The sequence below is a fragment of the Luteolibacter sp. Populi genome, assembly GCF_040801775.1.
In the GTDB taxonomy this organism is placed as follows: domain Bacteria; phylum Verrucomicrobiota; class Verrucomicrobiia; order Verrucomicrobiales; family Akkermansiaceae; genus Haloferula.
Window position 1 is genome coordinate 4,696,614 of the sequence record NZ_CP161812.1, and the last position, 19,648, is coordinate 4,716,261.

Sequence of the window (19,648 nt, forward strand, 5' to 3'; positions counted from 1 at the left end):
GGGAGGTAGGGTGCTTCACCGCCGGCGTTCGCGCCAATCCCGGATGGCCTTGCCGAGATGACGGATCGTGTCGCTAGCGGTCGTGACAGGGCTGTCGGTAAGGCTTCTTTCCGCCGCCTGTCCGCAGAGCCACGCTCCGAGAGTTGCGGCATCGGGGCCGGAGAGGCCTTGGGCGAGGAGGGTGCCGACGACACCGGAGAGCACGTCACCCTGTCCGCCCGAGGCCATGCCGGCGTGGCCGGTGGGGTTGAAGCGGATTGTTTCGCCGGATGCTCCTACGAGGGTTCGTGCGCCCTTCAGGAGGAGGGTGCAGGGGTGCCGGGCGATGAAGGCGGTCACCGCCTCTTGCCGGGTGGAGTTGCCGAGATCCGGTGCCAGCTTTTTGAATTCACCGGGGTGGGGGGTGATGACGTGTTCCTTCCGCAGCAGATCCAAGCGGCCGGAAGTGGCTAACAGATTCAAGGCGTCGGCATCTAACAGGGCGGGGGTGTCGCCGGCTTCCAGGCGCGCGAGCAGCATGGCCTTGTAAATCTTGCTGGCGTTGCCGATGCCGGGGCCGATCACCAGGGCGTCGTGCCCGGCTTCGAAGGCCTCGCGCACCGGGTCTGCGGAGACGCGGTGCATGACTTCCGGCGGCATGGTGGCGGCCAGGTGGGGGAGGAAGTCCTCTTCCACGTGCAGGGCTACCAAGCCCGCCCCGGCGTGCAGGGCGGCGCTGGCGCAGAGGACGGCGGCACCGGTCATGCCGGGGGAGCCGGCGAGGATGCCGATCCGGCCGGAGTCGCCCTTGTGGAAATCGTGGGCCCGTGGCGGCAGGAGGCCGGGGAAGGCTTCGGGGCAGAAGAGGCGCAGGTCGCCTGCTTCTGGCAGCGGGAGGTCAGCCAGCGGCACCAGGAGGATGCGACCGGACTTTCGGATGCCATTGTCGGTGGCCATGCCGGATTTCGGCGCGCCGACGCTGAGGGTGAGATCGGCGGTCACGGCGTCGCCTTCGCCGGTATCCGCATCGAGGCCGGAGGGCAGGTCCATCGCCGCGATGATCGCACCGTGGTGTTCGCGGAGCTCCGCCATTTCGCGGGCCAAGGAGGCCAAGGGTTCGCGGAGGCTGCCCTTCGCGCCGATGCCTAAGAGGCCATCGAGGAGCAGGAGAGGACCGGACCAGGGGACTGGGGCCGATTCTATTGGCGGGATTCCGAGTTCGCGGAGCTTCTTGCGCGGGAGCTCACCCCAATCGGCTTCGGGATAGGCGGCGCGCAGGGCGATCTTCCAGCCGAGATCCCGCAGGTGCCGTAGGACCACGAGGGCGTCGCCGCCATTGTTGCCCTTGCCGACGTAGGCGACGGCGGTGCCCGGCAGCGGGAATTGCCCGGCCAAGCGGCGGGTGATGCCTTCACCGGCCAGATCCATCAGGTGCTCCGCCGTGACGCCGCGCCGGAACGCGGCCTCCTCCAGCGACCGCATGGCCGCGCCGGTGACAAAAGACATGCCCGCAGGCTAGCGCATCAACCCGCGCGGCGGAAGCGCAGGATGCCTTCCGCGATGCCTTCTGCCAGCGCTTGGCGGAACCAGGCCGACTTCATGCGCTCGCGCTCGCTCGGATTGCTGACGAAGCCGCACTCCACGAGGATCGAAGGACAGGTGGTATTGCGGATCACGTAGAAGCGCGCGGACTTCACGCCGCGGTTGACGGCCCGCACCTTCGACATCATGCCGGAGTGGACATAGGAGGCGAGCGGCCGGCTCTGGCCGGAATGGAAAAAGGTTTCCAAGCCGGAGGCGTCCTGCCGCCAGGTGTAGTTGGTGTGGACGCTGACGAAGATGGCATCCGAGTAGCGGCTGGCGATGCGCACGCGCTCGGGGAGGGAGATGAAGTAATCGCTGCGGCGGGTCATCACGGTCCGGAAGCCGCGCTTCTTCACCTCGCTCTCCAAGCGGGTGGCGATGTCCAGTGCCAGGTGCTTTTCATAGACGAGGCCCCACTGGCCCCCTTTGTCGTGGCCACCGTGGCCGGGATCGATGACCACCGTCCGGAAGTTCCGCGCCTCGGCAGCGGATCCGGCGAATACAAGAGCTAGCAGGGGAAATAGCAGGCGACGAAGTCCTCTCATGTTGAAATTGGTTAAGACTTAAGAAAAGTTTACATTCTTTAAATATATACGACTCCCCTCTGTAAAGGGGAATTCGTCCGATCTCGCTGCGTTTCTCCGTTAATGGAAAAGAAACGCCGGCCGGTCCGAGGCCTTCCGCACCTGGGTGCGGGCCTGAGCTTCCGCGCGCGGATCGTAGGGAATGCTGTTCCCGACTTGCACGATCCCGTCCCGCGAAGTCACCAGCAAGGGTGCACCGCCGCCGGTGCCCCTGTGGTATTCACCACCCAGCAGGGCGCCAGTCGGCGAGACCCTGGCATGGGTCCAGACGGTCGGTGCCGTCATGTAGAGCACATGCATCGTCTGGCGGTTGTCCACGGTTACGGAAGGCTTGCTGAAGCTCAGATATTCTCCCAGCGAGTGGGTCTGGAGGGCGGAGCCGGTGCGGACGTCCACGACTTGGGCGTAGAGCAGGCTGCGCTTGCCGTTGTTGTAGTTCAGCACCTTGAAGTCGCGGGTCTGGCCGCTTTTGCCGGGAAGCCCGACCCGCTGCGTCCAATAAGGGGCGGCGGTGTCGAGGTTGAACGAAACGCGGTTCGACATGAAGCCCTCGCGGGTCTGGCCGGGGAGGCGGATCACGGCGTAAACCGAGTAGTTGCCCATCTGGGTGAGCGAGAAGAGTTGGCGCAGGTCGAAGGTGCGCGCCATCGCTTGGCCCAGCGGCACCTTCATGCTGCCGAAGGCGGCGTTAGCCGGGGTCATCGGCACGCCGCGGCCGGAGGTGACGGTGAAATCGATCCAGGCACCGCCGCGGGTGCCTTGGAAGACCAGGTCCTGGCCGGATTGATTGGTGACCGTGACGGTCACGGGCACGGACTCGCCGGCCACGAAGCTCTTACGCTCCACTTGCAGTTTCACATCGACCTGTGCGGACGCCGAGGCGGCGAAAGCACAGAGGGCGACGAGGCGGAAAAGGGAACGGAGTCCGGTCATGGGTCGCAGGCCTATCTCAGGGACCGCCCCGCGTCAACCCAACGGAACGGGCATCCCGTCTAACCGTTGGTGCGGGTTTTCACGTGCTCAGACGTAGTTCAGCGCTCTGGCGGTGGCGGCGATCTGCGGCTCGCTGTCCAAAAGCTCTTGGATCGGGTCCCAGCGACCGGCCACCAGCGCGTCGCGGGCGGATTCCGGGATGTTCAGCGGGAAGTCGTGGCCGGCGGCGGAGCGCACCCGCTTGTTCTCCAGATCGATGGTGATCTCCACGGCAGGATCGGCTTCCACGGCCTGGCGGAGCTGGTCGATTTCCCCGGCGGTGAGGCACACGCAGGGCATCGCCAGACCGGTCGAGTTGCCGAAGAAGATCTCGGCGAAGGATTCGGCGATCACCGCCTTGAAGCCGTATTTCGCCAGCGATTGCGGGGCGTGCTCGCGGGACGAGCCGCAGCCGAAGTTCACGCCGGCCAGCAGGATGGTCGCGTTGTCGAAGCGGCTGTCGTTGAGCGGATGGTCCGTCTTCTCGCCGGTGTCGGGATTGAAGCGCACATCGTAGAACGCGAATTCGCCGAGCCCGTCGAAGGTGACGCACTTCATGAAGCGCGCCGGGATGATGCGATCGGTGTCGATATCGGCGCCGGGGATGAAGACGCCGGGACCGGAAACGGAGGTGATTTTTGCGAGGGCCATGGTCGTGGTAACTCGTGGTTGGGAAACGGGGACTCAGGCGACGGCGGCTTGCGGCTTCATCTCGAAGAGCTCCCGCGCATCGGCGATGCTGCCGGTGATCGCGGCGGCGGCGACCATGACCGGCGACATCAGGACGGTGCGGCCGGTCGGCGAGCCTTGGCGGCCCTTGAAATTTCGGTTGGACGACGAAGCGCAGAGCTGGTCGCCCACGAGCTTGTCCGGATTCATCGCCAGGCACATCGAGCAGCCGGCAGCGCGCCATTCGAAGCCCGCGGCGATGAAGATCTTGTCGAGGCCTTCCTGCTCGCACTGGTGGGCGACGATCTGGGAACCGGGCACCACGAGGGCGGTCACGCCGGGAGCCACGTGGTGACCCTGGATGTATTTGGCGACCTCGCGGAAGTCGGACAGACGGCCGTTGGTGCAGGAGCCGATGAAGGCGACGTTGATCTTCACGCCCTTGATCGGGGTCCCGGCGCTCAGCTTCATGTAGGCGAGCGCCTCATTGATGCTGTTCTTTTCCACGGCATCTTCCACGTCGGCGGCGCTCGGGATGTTCTCGGAAATCGCGATGCCCTGGTCCGGGGAAATCCCCCAGGTGACCGTCGGCTCGATGTCTTCGGCGGCAATCGTCACGATGTCATCGAATTCGGCGTCGGCGTCGGAGGCGTAGGACAGCCAGCGGGAGGCGGTCGCGGAGAAATCGTCCATGTCCACGTAAGGACGACCGCTCAAGTAGGCGACGGTCTTGGCGTCGGGATTGACGTAGCCGCAGCGGGCGCCGCCTTCGATCGCCATGTTGCAGACAGTCATGCGCTCCTCCATCGACATCGCGTCGAAGACCTCGCCAGCGTATTCATAGGCGTAGCCGATGCCGCCCTTGGCGCCGAGCACGCGGATGATGTGAAGGGTCACGTCCTTGGCATAGACGCCGGGGCGGAGCTTGCCGGTCACCTCGATGCGGCGGACCTTCAGCGGCTCCATCGCCATCGTCTGGGTGGCCAGCACGTCGCGCACCTGGGTGGTGCCGATGCCGAAGGCGATCGCGCCGAAGGCGCCGTGAGTGGCGGTGTGAGAGTCGCCGCAGGCGATGGTCGTGCCCGGCTGGGTGATGCCCTGCTCCGGTCCGACGACATGGACGATGCCCTGTTTGCCGGATTTCAGGTCGAAGTAAGTGACGCCGAAATCATCGCAGTTGCTGCGCAGCGCATCCATCATCTCCGCGGCCAGCGGATCGACCGGCTGGTCCTGATTCTCGGTCGGGACGATGTGATCGACCGTGGCGAAGGTCCGCTGGGGATATTTCACCGTCAGGCCAAGATCGCGGAGCATGCCGAAGGCCTGTGGCGAGGTGACCTCGTGGATGAGGTGAGTGCCGATGAACAATTGAGTGCGGCCGTCGGCCAACTTGCCCACGGCGTGGGCGTCCCAGACTTTTTGATAGAGGCTTTTGCCCATGATGCGATCGCCGGGTTGCGCGGCGGGCGGGCAGGGTGGGTCACTGGCGGCGGATTGTCAAAGCGGGATCAGGTCCGCACGGGATACTACTTAGAACATCTGGTAGCACATCACCCCGAGCAGGCCGAGAAATCCCGTGATCGCCAGGAGCCAGAGGACGGGAGCCTTGAAGCGTCCGGGCGGCTTGACCCCCTTGTTGCCGCCGATCCAGCGGCTCCACGCCTCGTCGGTGTCATCGACCTGATGGCGGTGGTAGTGGCGGCCTGGCGCTTGGAAGCGCGGTCGGGAATCGGGGGTTTTCATGGGGGAGGTGACTGGCGATTAAGGCTTTGAGGTGCAAAAAGCAATCCCTGATTGAAATGGGGTGGGAACGGAAGCTTCATGGGCACAAAAAAAGCCCCGCCGGATGACCAGCGGGGCTTTTGGAAAATCGGTTCGGTTCCGCGAACGAATCGCTTACTTCGAGTAGTTCACTTCGGGGGCCGAAGGGATCTCCTGGAACTGTGGAAGCGAGCGGAGCGGCTTCGCCTTAGGCTCGCTGGTGCAGCAGCAGGAAGAGGAAGCGAAGGCAAAAGCGGAGAGGCAGACAATGGCAATGGCGCGGAACATGGCGGGAGTCAAAAGGGGTTTTATGGATTTCGCTAGAAAAATGATTGCAGCGCAAAAAATTTGCAGGGTGGACCCGCGGGTGGTCCACCCTGCGATGAGTCATCTTGCCGGACCGGGGTCCCGCAATCGACCCGGCTTACTTGGCAGGAGCCACGTAAGACGGGGAAGCAGGAGCAGGAGCGGGGCGGCTTTCGCAGCAGGAAGCAGCGAGGAGGGTACCAAGGGCGGCGGCGCTAAGGGTGACGACTTTGATGAGGTTCATGGTAGTTGCTTTCGGTTGGTTATCAGGAGGGCGAAAAGGAATCCGCACCCGCCGCGACTCTAACGGACCCAAATTCGCGCGCAAGGCAAAAGCCGGACGGCTCCCGCGCACGATTCGGTTGCCAGACCGCGCTGCGGCTCTACACTCGCCGCTCCCAAATCATGAGCGAACCCAAGCACGTCGCGATCGTCGGCGCCACCGGAGCGGTGGGCGAAGAAATGCGCCTTTGTCTCGAGCAGCGGAACTTCCCGGTCGGCAAGCTGACCATGCTGGCCTCCGCCCGTTCGGCGGGGAAACGCATCCCCTTCGCCGGACAGGATGTGGTGGTGGAAGAACTCACCCACGACAGCTTCGCGGGAGTTGATATCGCCCTCTTCTCGGCGGGCGGCGGGATTTCGAAGGAATTCGGACCCTCGGCTGCCGCGGCAGGCGCGGTGGTGATCGACAATTCCTCGGCCTTCCGGATGGACGCCGATGTCCCGCTGGTGGTCCCGGAGATCAATCCGGAGGCGGCCAAGGACCGTCCGCGCGGGATCATCGCGAACCCGAATTGCACGACGATCATCTCCCTGATGGCGTTGGCGCCGCTGCACGAGGCCTTCGGGCTGAAGGCGATCATCGCTTCTTCCTACCAGTCGGTTTCCGGAGCGGGTGCGCAGGGGATCGTTGAGTTGGAAGAGCAGATGAAGGCGATCGTCGAGGGCCGGGCATTTACGCCGAGCGTCTTCGCCCGCCAGATCGCGTTCAACGTGATCCCTCAGGTCGATTCCTTCACCGAAAACGGCTACACCAAGGAGGAGATGAAGATGCTCAACGAGGGCCGCAAGATCCTCGGCCACGCGACCCTGAAGGTGTCCTGCACCTGCGTGCGGGTGCCGGTCTACCGCTCGCACTCGGTTTCCATCACCGCGCAGTTCGAGCGCCCGGTGGACGTCGAGTCGGCCCGCGCCGCCTTTGCCGGCAGGCCGGGCGTGAAGGTCATGGATGATCCGTCGAACCAGATCTTCCCCGTGCCGCTGGACACCACCGGCAAGGATGACTGCCTGGTTGGCCGGATCCGCAAGAACCTCGTGCTCGAGAACGCCCTCGACCTGTGGGTGGTAGGCGATCAGGTGCGCAAGGGCGCCGCGCTGAATGCGGTGCAGATCGCGGAGATACTCTAGCATTGAGCAAAGAGCGGAGAGCTTGGAGAAAGAGAGGGCCCGTCCCGCTTTGTTTTCTGACTCTTCGCTCCAAGCCCTTCGCTACCTGCCATGACTTTGAAAGAATACCTCGCTACCCGCGCCGCCGAAGTCGATGCCGCGCTCGACGCCTTCCTGCCGAAGGCCAAGGAGAAGCCGGCCACGATCCACGGGGCGATGCGCTACAGCGTCTTCGCCGGTGGCAAGCGGTTGCGACCGATCCTTTGCCTCGCCGCGGCGGAGGCTTGTGGCGGGGATGTGGAGAGCGCCCTGCCGCCTGCTTGCGCGGTCGAGGTGATGCATACCTATTCCCTGGTCCACGACGACCTGCCCTGCATGGACGATGACGACCTGCGCCGCGGTCGCCCGACCTGTCACAAGGTCTATGGCGAAGGGATGGCGGTGCTGACCGGGGATGCGCTTCTGACCGAGGCCTTCCTGATCATCGCCCAGACCTCACCCGCCAAACGTTATCCCGCCGCCAGCTACGTTGCGGAACTCGCCCTCGCCGGCAGCTCGACGCGTCTGATCGGCGGGCAGGTGCTCGACTTGGAAGGGGAGGGGCGGAAGCTCACGAAGGCCCAGCTCGTGAAGATCCACGAGGCGAAGACCGCCGCGCTGCTGACCACTTCGATCCGTCTCGGCGCGATGACGGCCAATGCCACGGAGAAGCAGCTCGAAGGCCTGACGGTTTTCGGGCACGCCCTCGGGCTCGCGTTCCAAGTCATCGACGACATCCTCGACGTCACCCAATCGACTGAGGTCCTCGGCAAGACTGCTGGCAAGGACGCAGCGGTGGAGAAGGCGACCTACCCCTCGATCCTCGGGCTGGAGAAGTCGCGGAAGGAGGCGGCGAAACTCACCAAGGAGGCGATGGATGCGCTCGCGCCGTTCGGGAAGAAGGCGCAGAGGTTGAGGGAGATTGCGGAATACTTGCTTAAGCGGGAGTATTGAGCGCCTTACTTCGGGTTGACGAGTAAGGTGATCGATGGGACGCTTCCCTCATGCCAAGCGTCAAAATAACCGCGAAGCGCCAAGCCACGTTACCGGCAGAAACGTGTGAGGCGCTGCAAATTGGCCCCGGCGATATTGTCGATGTGGAGCCACGCTTGATCGACAACGAACAGGTTTGGGTTTTGCGCCCGCGAAAGAAACCGGATCGCTCCTGGATGGGTTCACTTCGTGATCAGATTCGCAACACGGATCATTCCATGGAAAGCATCCGCCAAAGCATCGCGAAGGGCCGCCGTAACGAAGAGGCATGAACATCGGCCTCGATACCTCGGTGGTTCTCCGCCTGCTCGTCGGCGAGCCGGAACCTCAATTTTTAGCAGCAGCCAAGCTCGTCGAAGAAATTCGCCGGGCGGGCAATCGGGCGGTTGTTGATGATCTTGTCGTCGCCGAAACCTACTTTGCGGCACAGTATCACTATGGAGTCTCCAAGGAGTCCATACTCACGGCCTTGGCAAAAATGTTGGCTGCGGGTGAAATCCTTTTTACCGGACAGTCTGCCACGATACTGACTCTCCCGGCTCTTCACTCGGCGAAGCCCGGCTTTGTCGACCGGATGATTCACGCCAGCTACACTCAGGCCGGAGGTCGCATGGCGACCTTCGAAAAGTCGGCGGGTAAATTGGCGAACGTCGTGGTGCTGAAGTGACCCCTCACAGCAGCAGGAAATACACCGCCAGCGCAAAGGCCCCGATCCAGACGGCTGCGATGTGAGCGATGCCGAAGGACCTGGCGCCGGGAGTTTCCGCGCGGTGGTCCGAATTGGGGCCGAAAAGGGCTCCGTATTTCACCACGAGGTAGCCGCCGAGCACGGTCCAGACGACTAGGAAGGCGGCGATGAGCAATTTGATGATCAAGGGCATGGCTTGGGCGGCGATTGCCGTCGCGACCACTATAGGTAGGCAAGCAGGAGTCGCTAGGTACAGACGCGGGAAAAATGGTGGAGTACAGAATCTGTACTGGTCTGAAAATCGTCCGGCTGTATCTGGAGATGTCGGGGACATGCCCCATCATCAATGCCATGGCCACGGTCCTGCCACTGTATCAGGAACTCGTTTCGAAGCTCGCCGCTTTGATCCGGGCCGGAACCTTTCCCGCGGGATCGCGTTTTCCATCGGTCCGCCACACCAGCCGCGAGCACCGGGTGAGCGTGTCCACGGTGACCGAGGCCTACCGGCGGCTGGAGGATGAGGGGCTGATTGAGGCCCGTCCGCGCTCGGGCTACTTCGTCGCGCCGCCGAAGATCGCTGCCGACCGCTTCCCAACCACGGCGGGCCGCGCCTCGAAACCGATCCGCCTATCACGCGCCTCGATCTTCGAGGAACTGATGGACCGCGCGGGTGATCCGGGCTTCGTGCCCTTCGCCACGGCGGCTCCCGGCGATGGTATCGTGCCGCACGCGAAGCTCTCCATGATCACGCGCGAGGTGCTGCGCAAGCATGGGGCCGCCGCCTACCGCTACACCCCGCCGCAGGGACGCCGCGAGCTCCGAGCCGCGCTATCGCGCCGACTTTTCGATGTCGGCCTGAATGTGGTGCCGGATGAGATCGTCACCACCCAAGGCGGGACCGAAGGGCTTCTGCTCGCGCTGCGCGCCACCGCCAAGGCCGGGGATCTGGTTGCCGTGGAATCGCCCTCCTATTTCGGGACGCTGCATCTCGTCCGCGACCTCGGCCTGCGGGTGATCGAGATTCCGGTGGACCCGCGCACGGGTATGGTCGTCGCCGCGCTGGCGGGCGTGTTGAAGAAGCACCGCATCGCCGCCTGCGTGGTGCAACCGCACTTCCAGAACCCCATCGGCGCGCTGATGCCGGACTCCAACAAGAGGGAGCTGGCCGCCCTGGCCGAAGAGCATGACTTCACGCTGATCGAAGACGACGTGTATGGAGATCTCTCACACGACGGCCACCGTCCACAATCCATCGCCGCTCATAGCTCGCGCGTGATCTATTGCGGCTCGGTCTCGAAGACCATCGCTCCCGGGCTACGCGTCGGCTGGGTAGTACCTGGCAATCACCTTGCCGAGATCCGCCGACTCAAGGGAATCCAGGCACCGTGGAATGGCACCCTGTCGGAACTGGTCATCGCGGGCTTTTTGGATGCCGGTGGTTACGACCGCCATCTGCGCCGCATCCGCGGACTCTATGCGGAGCAGTGCGCGAAAATGCGGGCCGCGGTGCTGGGCCACTTTCCCGATTGTGCTCGCGTCAATCAGCCCGCCGGCGGCTTCGTCCTGTGGGTGGAGATGCCTGCGGGGTTCGACTCGCGGGCCTTCACGACGGCCGCCTTGGAGAAAGGCATTGGCATTTCGCCGGGTCCGATATTCTCCGCTTCCGGCGGTCTGAATCATTGCTTTCGCCTGAGCTGCGGCTTCGCCTTCGAATCCCGCACGCTCGATGCGATCGCCACGCTGGGGAAACTCGCGCGGCATTTCCTCCCCGATTGATGAGCACTTCTTCCAAAGGCATGGCCTTCGGGCTGTTGGCGGTGATCGCTTTCAGCTTCACACTTCCGGCCACCCGGTTGGCGGTCGCTGCCTTCGACCCGGTGGCGGTGGGGCTGGGGCGTGCCGTGGTGGCAGCGTTTCCGGCGGCGTTCTTGCTTCTGCTGACCAAGCAGAGGCGGCCGGATGCCTCGCAGTGGCGGCGGCTTGCGATCGTTGCCTTGGGCGTGATCGTCGGCTTTCCGGTCTGCAGCGCCTGGGCGATGCAACGGGTCGATGCTTCGCACGGCGCGGTGGTTCTGGGCATCTTGCCGCTCGCCACCGCCGTGGCGGCCTTCCTGCGTGCCGGGGAACGCCCCGGGCTGCGATTCTGGCTGGCGAGCATCGCTGGCAGCGCGACGGTCGTCGCCTTCTCGCTGTCCTCGGGAAGCGGCAGCCTCAGTCCTGCGGATGGGGCTCTTTTGCTGGCCGTGATGCTTGCCGCGATGGGCTATGCCGAGGGCGGGCGCCTGGCCCGCGAGATCGGCGGCTGGCAGGTCATCTGCTGGTCGCTGGTGCTGGCATTTCCGGTGATTGTCGGGCCATTGATCTGGCTGGCTAGAGATCATGGGATGGTGGCCCCTGCTTCCGCTTGGGTCGGCTTTGCTTATCTGAGCTTCGTCAGTGCTTTCCTCGGCTTCTTCGCGTGGTATCACGGCCTCGCGCTCGGCGGTGTGGCGCGGGTCGGCCAATTGCAATTGTTGCAACCCTTCTTCACGTTCATCGCCGCTGCCACTTTCCTCGGCGAGCGCTTCGGTTGGAAGCCGGTTGCCTGCGCCGCGCTGGTGGGGCTCTTCATTCTAGCAGGGCGGCGTGCGCCGCTCCGCAGATCTCCGGCGGCATCCGCGGTGCCTGTGGTGACCTAGCCTGGTGGAGCAATTGAAGTGACTCAGCGGAGCGGATGAACGGGACCGGGCACTCGGGAGCGCAGCGGTATCGGCGGCTAGTGGCTTGGCTTGCGCCGCGTCTCCCACAGATACCAGCTCTCCACCTTCTCTCGTGCCCACGGCGTTTTGCGCAGGAAGGTGAGGCTCGACTTGATACTCGGGTTATCCGTGAAGCAGCGCACCCGGACGCGCCGGCTCATTTCTTCCCAGCCGTACTTCTCCTGCAAGGTGCGGACGACGGTTTCCAAGGTCACGCCGTGCAGCGGGTCCTTCGGATGCTCGCGGGGTTCCTCGCTCATGAGGCGCGTCCTTCGTCGTGCTCGTAGAAGTCGAACATGGTCATCAATTGGCCGCGGTCGCTGAAGCCCGCATCGGCCTTCGCCTTGGTGAGAAAATCGGAGCCGCCATCGTCATCGCGCCAGCCGCGTTTGCGGGCGAAGCCGTTCCACACGATGTAGTCGATCTCGTTCAGGCCACGGCCGGTGGCGAGGCACCACGCGAGCACGTCTTCATCGCTTCCGCCTGCGAGCACTTGGGTCTTTACGTCCTCGTAGCTCACCCGCAGGTAGGCACAGATCCGGCCATCGAAGCCCTTGCCGAGGAAGCCGTGATAGACCTCGGGCAGCTCGCCCTTGGAATGCAGGCGGATTTTCTCACACATCCGCGGGAAATACACGAGACCGCCGGTCTGGTCATAAGCACTGCGTGGCATGCCGCGATTGTGACTGAAACCGGACGTGGCGCAAGTCGTGCGGTCGCCCGCTGCGAGAGCGCTTGCAAAGCTCTGCCGGGGTGCTTGCGTGGGACCGGATGAAAGTTCCTTTCCTCGCCTGCCTGGTCCTTGCCGTCTGCCTGATCTCGTCCGGGGCCCGTGCAGATGAAGCGGCGGACCTCGCCGCCATCCGGGCTCTTTACAGCAAAATCAGCGAGGGCAAGCCGACGAAGACGGAGACGATCAAGTTCGAGGTCGAGGAGTCGGTCATGGAAGGCAGCATCACCCGCCGTTCCTACGATGGCGGACTGAGCGCCATCAAGCTCTCCTACAGCGCGGGTGATCACGGCGGCTCGGAGCAGAGCTACTATTATGACGGGAAGGGCCTGTTCCTCATCCTGGTGCAGGACTCATCATGGTACTTCGTCGAGGGGGGCACCGCTGAAAAGCCCAAGACCGCCGATACCCTGACCGAGACGCGCTACTACGTGAAGGGCGGGGCGATCATCGAGGTGCTGGAGAAAAGCGCCACGGTCACCACCGGTGACGGCAAGAAATTGGAAGATCTCATCGCAAAGGCCGGGAACAAGAAGGTCGAGGAGAAGAAGCGGGATCCGTTTTTGTTGAAACGGGCCGCAGCTTTGGTGGACATGAAGACGAAGGAGCAGGCGCAGAAGTTCTTCGCGGCCGAAGAGTAGATTACTCCTCCATCGGCATCGCCTGCGAGGCCATCTCGTCCACGTCGCTCCAATCCTCGTTGTTCCCTACCTTCAGCTCGATCACCTCGCTGCCGCGCCGGGTGATCCAGCCGCGGGACTGCCATGCGCCGAACCATTCCTGCACCTTTTCCGGACTGGGTTCCGGGTCCACCGGCTCGGCAAAGATTTCTTCCAGACGGCCGCCGGCTTTCAGGCGCAGCAGGAGTTCATGCTCCACGGCATCCAGCCGCACCATGTGTGCGCCGCTGGTTCCGCGCCAGACGGCCACCTGGGTAGGCGTCTCCTCTCCCGGCTGGAAGGAATCCCAGCCGAGGCAGAGATCCGCGGGCACCGGCATGGCGACCAGTCGGACGTGCGGCTGCAATTCCAGTTCCACCTCCGCCAGCTGCTCCGGTGGCAGGGGTTCGCGTTCCGCCGCTTCGAAAACTTCCATGGCCGCAAACTCCAGTTCGGCCAGCGCGGTGAACCAGCGCCGCTGCGTCTCATCCAGCCCTGGCCACTCCGCAATGAAGCGCGCCATCGAGCGGCCCAGGTGCCGCAGCGTGAAACTGCCCGATGGATACGTCTGCAGGTAGGCCTCCAGCATCTCCCAGAACATCTCCTCGCCGGCCATCCGCCGCAGTGCCGGAAAATCCTCCGCCACCGATTCCAGCACCCGGAACCAGTACTGCCGGTGATAGAGTTCCAGGCGCTCCGCGGAGGAGAGATTCTCGCCCGGCTCCATCAGTTCTTCCGCCTTCGCCAAGAACTCCGGCGAGTGCCCTTCTTCATTCGGAGACAAGTGCGTGCTGCGCCGGCTGGTACCGCGCAGGGGCATCTGCAGCGCCGCGAAAAACTTCCGCTGGGTCTCTTCAAGCGGCCGCATTTTCCTGTCTCTTCGCCAGCGCTGCCTCGCGCCAGGTTTCCGATTTCTTCGCCTCCGACCAGACCTCGTTGAAGGACGGGATCCGACCGTCCCACTCCAACAAAGTGGCCACGTGGCCGCAGCGTTCGATCGCGCGCTCGTAAAGCTTCCACACCGGGTCGATCACCGGGTGGTCGTGGGTGTCCACGACGAAGCGCCGGTAGTGCGAGTGCCCGGCGATGTGGATCTGCGCCACCCGCTCCGGCGGAACGAAGTTCACATACTCCATCGGGTCGAAGCCGTTATTGATCGAGGACACGTAGATGTTGTTTACGTCTAACAGAATGCCGGTGTCCGCCCGTTCCGCCACCTCGGCGAGGAACTGCCACTCGGTCATCTCGTTGTCCTTGAATTCACCGTAGCTGCTGACGTTTTCCATCGCCAGCGGCACTTCCAGGAAGTCCTGCGCGATCCGCAGGTTCTCCGCGGTTTTCTTCGCCGCATCGAAAGTGAAGGGGATCGGCAGCAGGTCATGGCTCATGCTGCCATCCACGCTGCCCCAGCAGAGGTGATCGGAGATCCACGGGGTCTTGGTCCGCCGCACCAGCCGCTTGAGGCGCCGCAGGTGGTCGAATTTCACCCCGCCCGCATCGCCGGGATACATGCCGACGCCGTGTTGGACCACCGTGTATTGGTCGAGAATCCGGTCGAGCACGGCGAGCGCCCGGCCGCCCTCCACCATGTAGTTCTCTGAAATGATCTCGAACCAGCCGACCGCCGGTTTTTCGGAGAGGATGTGGTTGTAGTGCGGCACCCGCAGGCCGATGCCCGTGGCCAATTCCACGCCGGAGGTGAATCGGGGATCGCTCATGGCGGGTAATCGCGTTCCTTAAGACGGAAAAACCCCGCGGCACCGGATTGGCCGCGGGGCGATCCGTGGTTCTGAAAATCAGAGAATTTCGGACTCTTCCTTCTTCTCTTTGTCCTTATCCTTGTCCTTTTCCTTCTTGTCACCGACGAGCAGGAGTTCCTTCTTCTCCTCCTTTTCCTTCTTCTTGTCCTTGTCGGGGCAGTCGTCCTTATCCTTGTCCTTCTCGCCGGAGATCACGGCGACTTCCTTCTTCTCTTCCTTTTCCTTCTTCTTGTCCTTGTCGGGGCAGTCGTCCTTGTCCTTGTCCTTCTCACCGGAGATCACGGCGACTTCCTTCTTCTCTTCCTTTTCCTTCTTCTTGTCCTTGTCAGGGCAGTCGTCCTTTTCCTTTTCCTTGTCGGCGGCGAGGATCACTTCCTCCTTCTTCTTGTCCTTGTCGGGACAATCGTCCTTGTCCTTCTTCTTGTCGCCCGCCAGGACGAGTTCTTCCTTTTTCTTGTCCTTGCCGGGGCAGTCATCCTTATCCTTGTCCTTTTCGGCAAGGCGCGGAGCGGCGTGGGCGAGCGATGCAGCGGCGAAGGCGCCGGCGATGGCTGCGGCCACGAGTGCGTTAGAGGCTTTCATTGGGTTGCTTCGTTTGGTGTTTGGTTGGGACCCGTGGCTTTTCGCGTCCGGGCGCTTTCAGTAGGATTCCCCGGCCCTGCGAATATTCCAGCAGTTTTCAAAGCATCGTTGGGAGAGGGTATGCTTTAAAATCTCGTGGCCTGCGTCGAATTACCCGCCATTCTCTCTCCCATGACCGTCCGGCCCATGAATCCCGGCGAGGAAAGCACCGTCGCCTCCCTGATCCACCGCTCCACAAATTCCTGGTACCAATCGAAGCTGGGTTACGAAATCTTCACCGGAAAGCCGGAGGACACCCGCATTTTCACCGATACCTACGAGGTGCTTGACCCCGGGTGCTGCCTCGTCGCGGAGCTGGAGGGAAAGGTCGCCGGCTCCTGTTTCTACCACCCGCGGGAGAGCCATGTCGGGCTGGGGATCATGAACGTGCTGCCGGATTTCGCCGGCAAGGGCGTGGCCAAGGCGCTCCTGGAGGAAATCATCGGGAAGGCCGGCGAATTGCCGGTAAGGCTGCTTTCCAGCGCCATGAATCTCGATTCTTACTCGCTCTACACCAAGGCGGGCTTCGCTCCCGTCGCCGTCTACCAGGACATGCGGATGCCGGCCGGGCACACCCTGCCGCCGCCGCCCGCCGGGCCCGGAAGCGTGCGGATGGCCAATACCGGCCATCTCTTCGGGATGGTCGATCTGGAGGCTGAAATCGCCGGCATCAGCCGCAGCAAGGACCTTTCCCATTTCCTGCGGAGCCAGGGAAACCATTGGACGACTTTCGTCCATGTCGATGCTTCCGGGAAGATCGACGGCTGGCTGGCTTCCATCGATCACCCCGGCTGCCAGATGATCGGCCCCGGCGTCATGCGGGATGAGAATGCGGCGATGGCGCTGATTCACATGCAGCTCTCCCAGGCGCGTAGCGGTAACCCTGTCTTCCTGATTCCCACGCACGAAACCATCCTGGTGGCCGAGCTTTACCGCTGGGGTGCCCGGAATGTGGAACTGCACTTCGCCCAGGTGCGCGGCAATTCTTCGCCACCGGGAGGGATCATCATGCCGTCCTTCTTGCCGGAGAGCGGTTGATCAAGAGCACAGCGGGGCACAGAGCTTCACTAGCGCCGGATCGATCTTGTACTTCGAGTCCACCACCGTGTGGATCGGCAGGTGGCCGAAGGTGCCGTCGCGGTAGACCATGATCGCATTGGTCAGGCCTGCTTCCAGCGAATCGACTGCCGCCACGGCAAATTTGTAGGCCATGATCCGGTCCTGGACCGTCGGCGAGCCGCCGCGCTGAACGTGGCCGAGCACCGTCAGGCGAGCTTCCATGCCGATCGCGTCATTGATGTAGCGCGTGGTGTAGTCGGCCATCTGGGTGCCCTCTGCCACGATCGCGATGATGTGGTTGCGGCCCTCGTGCTTGATCTCGTGCTTCAGCTTCGCGCCGATCTTCTCGAGGTCGTAGGGAATCTCGGTCGTCAGGCACAGCTCCGCGCCGCAGGCCAGCGCGCTGACCATCGCCAGGTAGCCGCAGTGGCGGCCCATCACTTCGATCACGAAGGCCCGGGAGAAGGAGGTGGCCGTGTCACGGATCGAGTCCACCGACTGGCGGATCATGTTCAGCGCGGTATCCACCCCCAGGCAGTAATCGGTGCCGGCGATGTCGTTGTCGATGGTGGCAGGAATGCCGGCGAAGGGGATGCCGAAATCCGCATAGAACTGGTTCAGAGCGCGGAAGGAGCCGTCGCCACCGATCACGATCAGTTTGCCGATCCCGCGCTTTTGCAAGTTTTCCAAGGCTTGGCGGCGGAACTCCAGTTCGAAGAAACGCTTCGAGCGGGAGGACCGCAGGATGGTGCCCCCGCGGTGCAGGATGCCGGAAACCAGCTCGCTGTTGGACTCGACGATCTTGTCGTCGATCAGGCCGCGCAGGCCGTCGTAGACCAGCCACGGCTTGAAGCCGCGGCTCGCCGCGTAATCGGAGGCGCATTTGATGGCGGGGTTCATTCCCGCCGCGTCGCCGCCGGATGTGATAATTGCGATGCCTTCGCTCATTGTGGGATGCCGGGGCGGAAGGAAGGGGACCACCCGGGAGGTGGCAAGCACAGGATGTGCCGCATGGCCGTGCAGGATGCAACCGTAGGGGTTGCACCGGGCGCAGCTTGCATCGTTGAAAAGTGGCTTATCAAGTCAATGTTCCAAGATTGGCTTTGGTAATCAATGGATTGAGGCACGTGCCAGCAATTGGCCGGAATCTTGCAAAATAGAAATCCGAACCACCACCTTACTACCATGCTCCACTGGACCATTACTTTTCTCATCCTCGCCCTCGTCGCGGGACTTCTGGGTTTCACCACCATCGCTGGTGCTTCCTTCGGCATTGCGAAGGTTCTCTTCGTCGTCTTCTTGGTGCTGCTGGTCGTTTCGTTCTTCTCGAACGCATTGCGTGGCAAGGCTCCGTGAGACTCTGACGTTAATTGCCCCGAGTTGCGCATTTTTCCGCTTCCGCTCGCGACGAACAAACGTATGATTGCTGACGCGTCGGTTGCCATTCGATTTCTCCTGAAGCTGGATTCCCGTGAAAAAGAAAAGTCCGGCAGAAAAGTGGGTTGACGACGTTACTGAAGCAGCCGAAGAGGCAATGGGCGAAGTCAGTGACATGACTGCCATCGCCGGATAACAATCAGATTTGCCGCGGGTAAAACCGTGGCGGGGCGGGCGCTCGGGGAGGGGTGCCCGCCCCAAATTTTTTTCAGACAACGATGCATTGCGAGGGGCGACTCCTGCTGCATCATCTTGGCGCTCTTCCGGATTGCACCACGCGGCGGCGCGTGCATCCTCCCGGAATGACCGGAGTCCCCCGCCTTGCCGCCGGATTTCTGGGCCTTGTGTTTGCGCTGCCTGCCCTTGCGGACGAGGCCGCCAGCTTGAAGGCCGAGAATGCACGTCTGCGGGCACTTGTCCGCGAGCATGCCGCGGGCATGTTTTTCGACGGGGTGAAGGCTAGATCGGGGGAAACTTACCGCGATGTGGTGATCAAGAAGGTGACTGCGGACGCGGTGCGCTTTCACCACGCGGGCGGCGATGCCGAGCTGGCTGTCGCGGATTGTCCGGCGGTTTGGGCGGACCTGTTCGGGTTTCAAGCCGCGATCGGTCTAAAGGCGGCCAAGCCTGAAGAGCCGCTTGCCCTGCCTCCGTCGCCGGCGGCTCCCCCGGCCGAGTCGATTGCCGTGGTGGAGGGCGATCGCTCGAATGGCACGGGCTTCTTCTGCCGGACGGAAGACCGGATCTATCTTTACACCGCCGCCCACGTCATCTCCGGGAATACCAAGCTTCAGGTGAAGCTACGCAATGGCAGCATCGTCCGGAAGTTCGGAGATCTGGAAGCGGCGGAAGGTGCGGACCTCGTGCGACTACCGGTGGATGAACCGGTCGCCAATTGCCTGGAGATTGCTCCGGAAGGCGGCTTGGCAAAAGTCGGCTCGGAAGTGCTCGCTTCCGGCAATGCCGCAGGTGCCGGGACGGTCGGCTTTGAAAGAGGCAAGGTCCTGGGCGTGGGTCCGACCTCCATCGAGATCGATGCCGAAGTGATCCAAGGCAACAGCGGCGGCCCGATTCTGGATGCCGCGAGCGGCCGGGCCCTGGGGGTGGTCACTCACCTCACCGCGGCCCGCGAGGACCGCTGGGCCAAGGATACCCGCTTTTCGGCCGTGCGTCGTTTCGGCTGCCGTCTCGACCGCCATTGGGACTGGAAACGAGTCCCGGTGGAGACCTTCCTCAAGGAGGGCAAGGCGATCCTGGCGGTTCAGGAACAGTCGGAGTTGATGATCGCGGCCCTCAAGCCCTCGCTGTGGAAGGACGAGGTCTTCCGCCGCCTCTCCGCGAATCCGCTCGCGCGCGACATCACCGCCTTGGATTCGTGGATTGAAGAGCAACGCCAAGGTGGCCAGAAATTCAGCGAGACCGATCGTAAGCGGCGCCTGCGCGGCGTCTTGGACAGCGCGCGGCACCGCTCGAAGAGCCAACTCGCCAGCTTCAATGTGGAAGGCTTCGCTTGGTTTCACCGCGACCTTGCCGAAAAGGAGGTCCGCAGTCGCGAGGAAATCGACAAGGTCTACGAAAGCTCGCTTCTCGATCTTCGGTGAGGGGCAGCGGATTGGGACGCCGCGCGAATTCCCGCTGTCTGAGCGTTGGTTTTTTGAACAGGAGGAAGGCAGGAGAGAAGGG

The 19,648-nt window shown here is 63.2% G+C and carries 25 protein-coding genes; 10 read left to right on the forward strand and 15 right to left on the reverse strand.

Features of this window, described 5'->3' with window-relative positions; all coding sequences use genetic code 11:
• Positions 1-15: 15 nt before the first annotated feature.
• The 8 genes from ABWK72_RS19095 to ABWK72_RS19130 form a co-directional block, all read right to left on the reverse strand.
• A complete protein-coding gene (locus tag ABWK72_RS19095) occupies positions 16-1,485 on the reverse strand; it encodes an NAD(P)H-hydrate dehydratase (protein WP_367871166.1) in 1,470 nt (489 codons plus the stop codon).
• 17 nt (positions 1,486-1,502) lie between these two features.
• A complete protein-coding gene (locus ABWK72_RS19100; RefSeq protein WP_367871167.1) occupies positions 1,503-2,108 on the reverse strand; it encodes an N-acetylmuramoyl-L-alanine amidase in 606 nt (201 codons plus the stop codon).
• A gap of 99 nt (positions 2,109-2,207) precedes the next feature.
• Positions 2,208-3,080, reverse strand: coding sequence for a hypothetical protein (locus ABWK72_RS19105; protein WP_367871168.1), 873 nt, complete (start codon positions 3,078-3,080; stop codon positions 2,208-2,210).
• Positions 3,081-3,167: 87 nt separating this feature from the next.
• Positions 3,168-3,770, reverse strand: a complete 603-nt coding sequence (leuD, locus tag ABWK72_RS19110) for a 3-isopropylmalate dehydratase small subunit (RefSeq protein ID WP_367871169.1) — start codon at positions 3,768-3,770, stop codon at positions 3,168-3,170.
• A 33-nt stretch (positions 3,771-3,803) separates the two neighbouring features.
• The gene (gene leuC, locus ABWK72_RS19115; RefSeq protein ID WP_367871170.1) at positions 3,804-5,228 is read right to left on the reverse strand and encodes a 3-isopropylmalate dehydratase large subunit; all 1,425 of its coding nucleotides are present in this window, start codon (positions 5,226-5,228) and stop codon (positions 3,804-3,806) included.
• Between the two features lie 90 nt (positions 5,229-5,318).
• Positions 5,319-5,531, reverse strand: a complete 213-nt coding sequence (locus ABWK72_RS19120) for a hypothetical protein (RefSeq protein WP_367871171.1) — start codon at positions 5,529-5,531, stop codon at positions 5,319-5,321.
• A 153-nt stretch (positions 5,532-5,684) separates the two neighbouring features.
• The gene (locus ABWK72_RS19125) at positions 5,685-5,837 is read right to left on the reverse strand and encodes a hypothetical protein (protein WP_367871172.1); all 153 of its coding nucleotides are present in this window, start codon (positions 5,835-5,837) and stop codon (positions 5,685-5,687) included.
• Between the two features lie 136 nt (positions 5,838-5,973).
• On the reverse strand, positions 5,974-6,099 hold the full coding sequence (locus ABWK72_RS19130) for a hypothetical protein (protein ID WP_367871173.1): 126 nt from the start codon (positions 6,097-6,099) through the stop codon (positions 5,974-5,976).
• A gap of 161 nt (positions 6,100-6,260) precedes the next feature.
• Between ABWK72_RS19130 and ABWK72_RS19135 the strand changes: the two genes are divergently transcribed.
• From ABWK72_RS19135 to ABWK72_RS19150, 4 genes are all read left to right on the forward strand, one after another.
• Positions 6,261-7,262, forward strand: coding sequence for an aspartate-semialdehyde dehydrogenase (locus tag ABWK72_RS19135; RefSeq protein WP_367871174.1), 1,002 nt, complete (start codon positions 6,261-6,263; stop codon positions 7,260-7,262).
• A 90-nt stretch (positions 7,263-7,352) separates the two neighbouring features.
• The gene (locus ABWK72_RS19140; protein ID WP_367871175.1) at positions 7,353-8,234 is read left to right on the forward strand and encodes a polyprenyl synthetase family protein; all 882 of its coding nucleotides are present in this window, start codon (positions 7,353-7,355) and stop codon (positions 8,232-8,234) included.
• A gap of 50 nt (positions 8,235-8,284) precedes the next feature.
• Positions 8,285-8,545, forward strand: coding sequence for an AbrB/MazE/SpoVT family DNA-binding domain-containing protein (locus ABWK72_RS19145; protein ID WP_367871176.1), 261 nt, complete (start codon positions 8,285-8,287; stop codon positions 8,543-8,545).
• Positions 8,542-8,940: a PIN domain-containing protein gene (locus ABWK72_RS19150; protein ID WP_367871177.1), complete on the forward strand. Its 399-nt coding sequence runs from the start codon at positions 8,542-8,544 to the stop codon at positions 8,938-8,940. The genes ABWK72_RS19145 and ABWK72_RS19150 overlap by 4 nt, the downstream gene beginning before the upstream one ends.
• A gap of 4 nt (positions 8,941-8,944) precedes the next feature.
• Here ABWK72_RS19150 and ABWK72_RS19155 read toward each other — a convergent pair whose 3' ends face one another.
• The gene (locus ABWK72_RS19155; protein WP_367871178.1) at positions 8,945-9,154 is read right to left on the reverse strand and encodes a hypothetical protein; all 210 of its coding nucleotides are present in this window, start codon (positions 9,152-9,154) and stop codon (positions 8,945-8,947) included.
• Positions 9,155-9,312: 158 nt separating this feature from the next.
• Between ABWK72_RS19155 and ABWK72_RS19160 the strand changes: the two genes are divergently transcribed.
• A complete protein-coding gene (locus tag ABWK72_RS19160) occupies positions 9,313-10,737 on the forward strand; it encodes a PLP-dependent aminotransferase family protein (protein ID WP_367871179.1) in 1,425 nt (474 codons plus the stop codon).
• Positions 10,737-11,639 carry a DMT family transporter gene (locus ABWK72_RS19165; protein ID WP_367871180.1) on the forward strand — a complete coding sequence of 301 codons (903 nt, stop codon included), beginning with the start codon at positions 10,737-10,739 and terminating at the stop codon, positions 11,637-11,639. The genes ABWK72_RS19160 and ABWK72_RS19165 overlap by 1 nt, the downstream gene beginning before the upstream one ends.
• Positions 11,640-11,716: 77 nt before the next feature.
• On the opposite strand, the gene ABWK72_RS19170 is transcribed toward ABWK72_RS19165, so the two are convergent.
• Positions 11,717-11,959, reverse strand: coding sequence for a VF530 family DNA-binding protein (locus tag ABWK72_RS19170; protein WP_367871181.1), 243 nt, complete (start codon positions 11,957-11,959; stop codon positions 11,717-11,719).
• Positions 11,956-12,372 (reverse strand): DUF5069 domain-containing protein, encoded by a 417-nt coding sequence (locus tag ABWK72_RS19175; protein ID WP_367871182.1) that lies wholly within the window; start codon positions 12,370-12,372, stop codon positions 11,956-11,958. The genes ABWK72_RS19170 and ABWK72_RS19175 overlap by 4 nt, the downstream gene beginning before the upstream one ends.
• A 98-nt stretch (positions 12,373-12,470) precedes the next feature.
• On the opposite strand from ABWK72_RS19175, the gene ABWK72_RS19180 reads away from it, so the two are divergent.
• Positions 12,471-13,070, forward strand: coding sequence for a hypothetical protein (locus ABWK72_RS19180; protein ID WP_367871183.1), 600 nt, complete (start codon positions 12,471-12,473; stop codon positions 13,068-13,070).
• 1 nt (position 13,071) lies between these two features.
• Here the strand turns inward: ABWK72_RS19180 and ABWK72_RS19185 are convergent, their stop codons facing one another.
• The 3 genes from ABWK72_RS19185 to ABWK72_RS19195 all read right to left on the reverse strand — a co-directional run bounded on the left by ABWK72_RS19185 (position 13,072) and on the right by ABWK72_RS19195 (position 15,430).
• Positions 13,072-13,956 carry a putative DNA-binding domain-containing protein gene (locus ABWK72_RS19185; protein WP_367871184.1) on the reverse strand — a complete coding sequence of 295 codons (885 nt, stop codon included), beginning with the start codon at positions 13,954-13,956 and terminating at the stop codon, positions 13,072-13,074.
• Positions 13,943-14,806: a DUF692 domain-containing protein gene (locus ABWK72_RS19190; protein ID WP_367871185.1), complete on the reverse strand. Its 864-nt coding sequence runs from the start codon at positions 14,804-14,806 to the stop codon at positions 13,943-13,945. The genes ABWK72_RS19185 and ABWK72_RS19190 overlap by 14 nt, the downstream gene beginning before the upstream one ends.
• 78 nt (positions 14,807-14,884) lie before the next feature.
• The gene (locus ABWK72_RS19195) at positions 14,885-15,430 is read right to left on the reverse strand and encodes a hypothetical protein (protein WP_367871186.1); all 546 of its coding nucleotides are present in this window, start codon (positions 15,428-15,430) and stop codon (positions 14,885-14,887) included.
• Positions 15,431-15,601: 171 nt separating this feature from the next.
• On the opposite strand from ABWK72_RS19195, the gene ABWK72_RS19200 reads away from it, so the two are divergent.
• A complete protein-coding gene (locus ABWK72_RS19200) occupies positions 15,602-16,507 on the forward strand; it encodes a GNAT family N-acetyltransferase (RefSeq protein ID WP_367871187.1) in 906 nt (301 codons plus the stop codon).
• Here ABWK72_RS19200 and ABWK72_RS19205 read toward each other — a convergent pair whose 3' ends face one another.
• Positions 16,508-17,476: a 6-phosphofructokinase gene (locus ABWK72_RS19205; RefSeq protein ID WP_367871188.1), complete on the reverse strand. Its 969-nt coding sequence runs from the start codon at positions 17,474-17,476 to the stop codon at positions 16,508-16,510.
• A 237-nt stretch (positions 17,477-17,713) separates the two neighbouring features.
• Between ABWK72_RS19205 and ABWK72_RS19210 the strand changes: the two genes are divergently transcribed.
• Both ABWK72_RS19210 and ABWK72_RS19215 read left to right on the forward strand, forming a co-directional pair.
• Positions 17,714-17,884 carry a DUF1328 domain-containing protein gene (locus tag ABWK72_RS19210; protein ID WP_367871189.1) on the forward strand — a complete coding sequence of 57 codons (171 nt, stop codon included), beginning with the start codon at positions 17,714-17,716 and terminating at the stop codon, positions 17,882-17,884.
• A gap of 383 nt (positions 17,885-18,267) precedes the next feature.
• Positions 18,268-19,566, forward strand: coding sequence for a serine protease (locus tag ABWK72_RS19215; protein ID WP_367871190.1), 1,299 nt, complete (start codon positions 18,268-18,270; stop codon positions 19,564-19,566).
• Positions 19,567-19,648 lie beyond the last annotated feature (82 nt).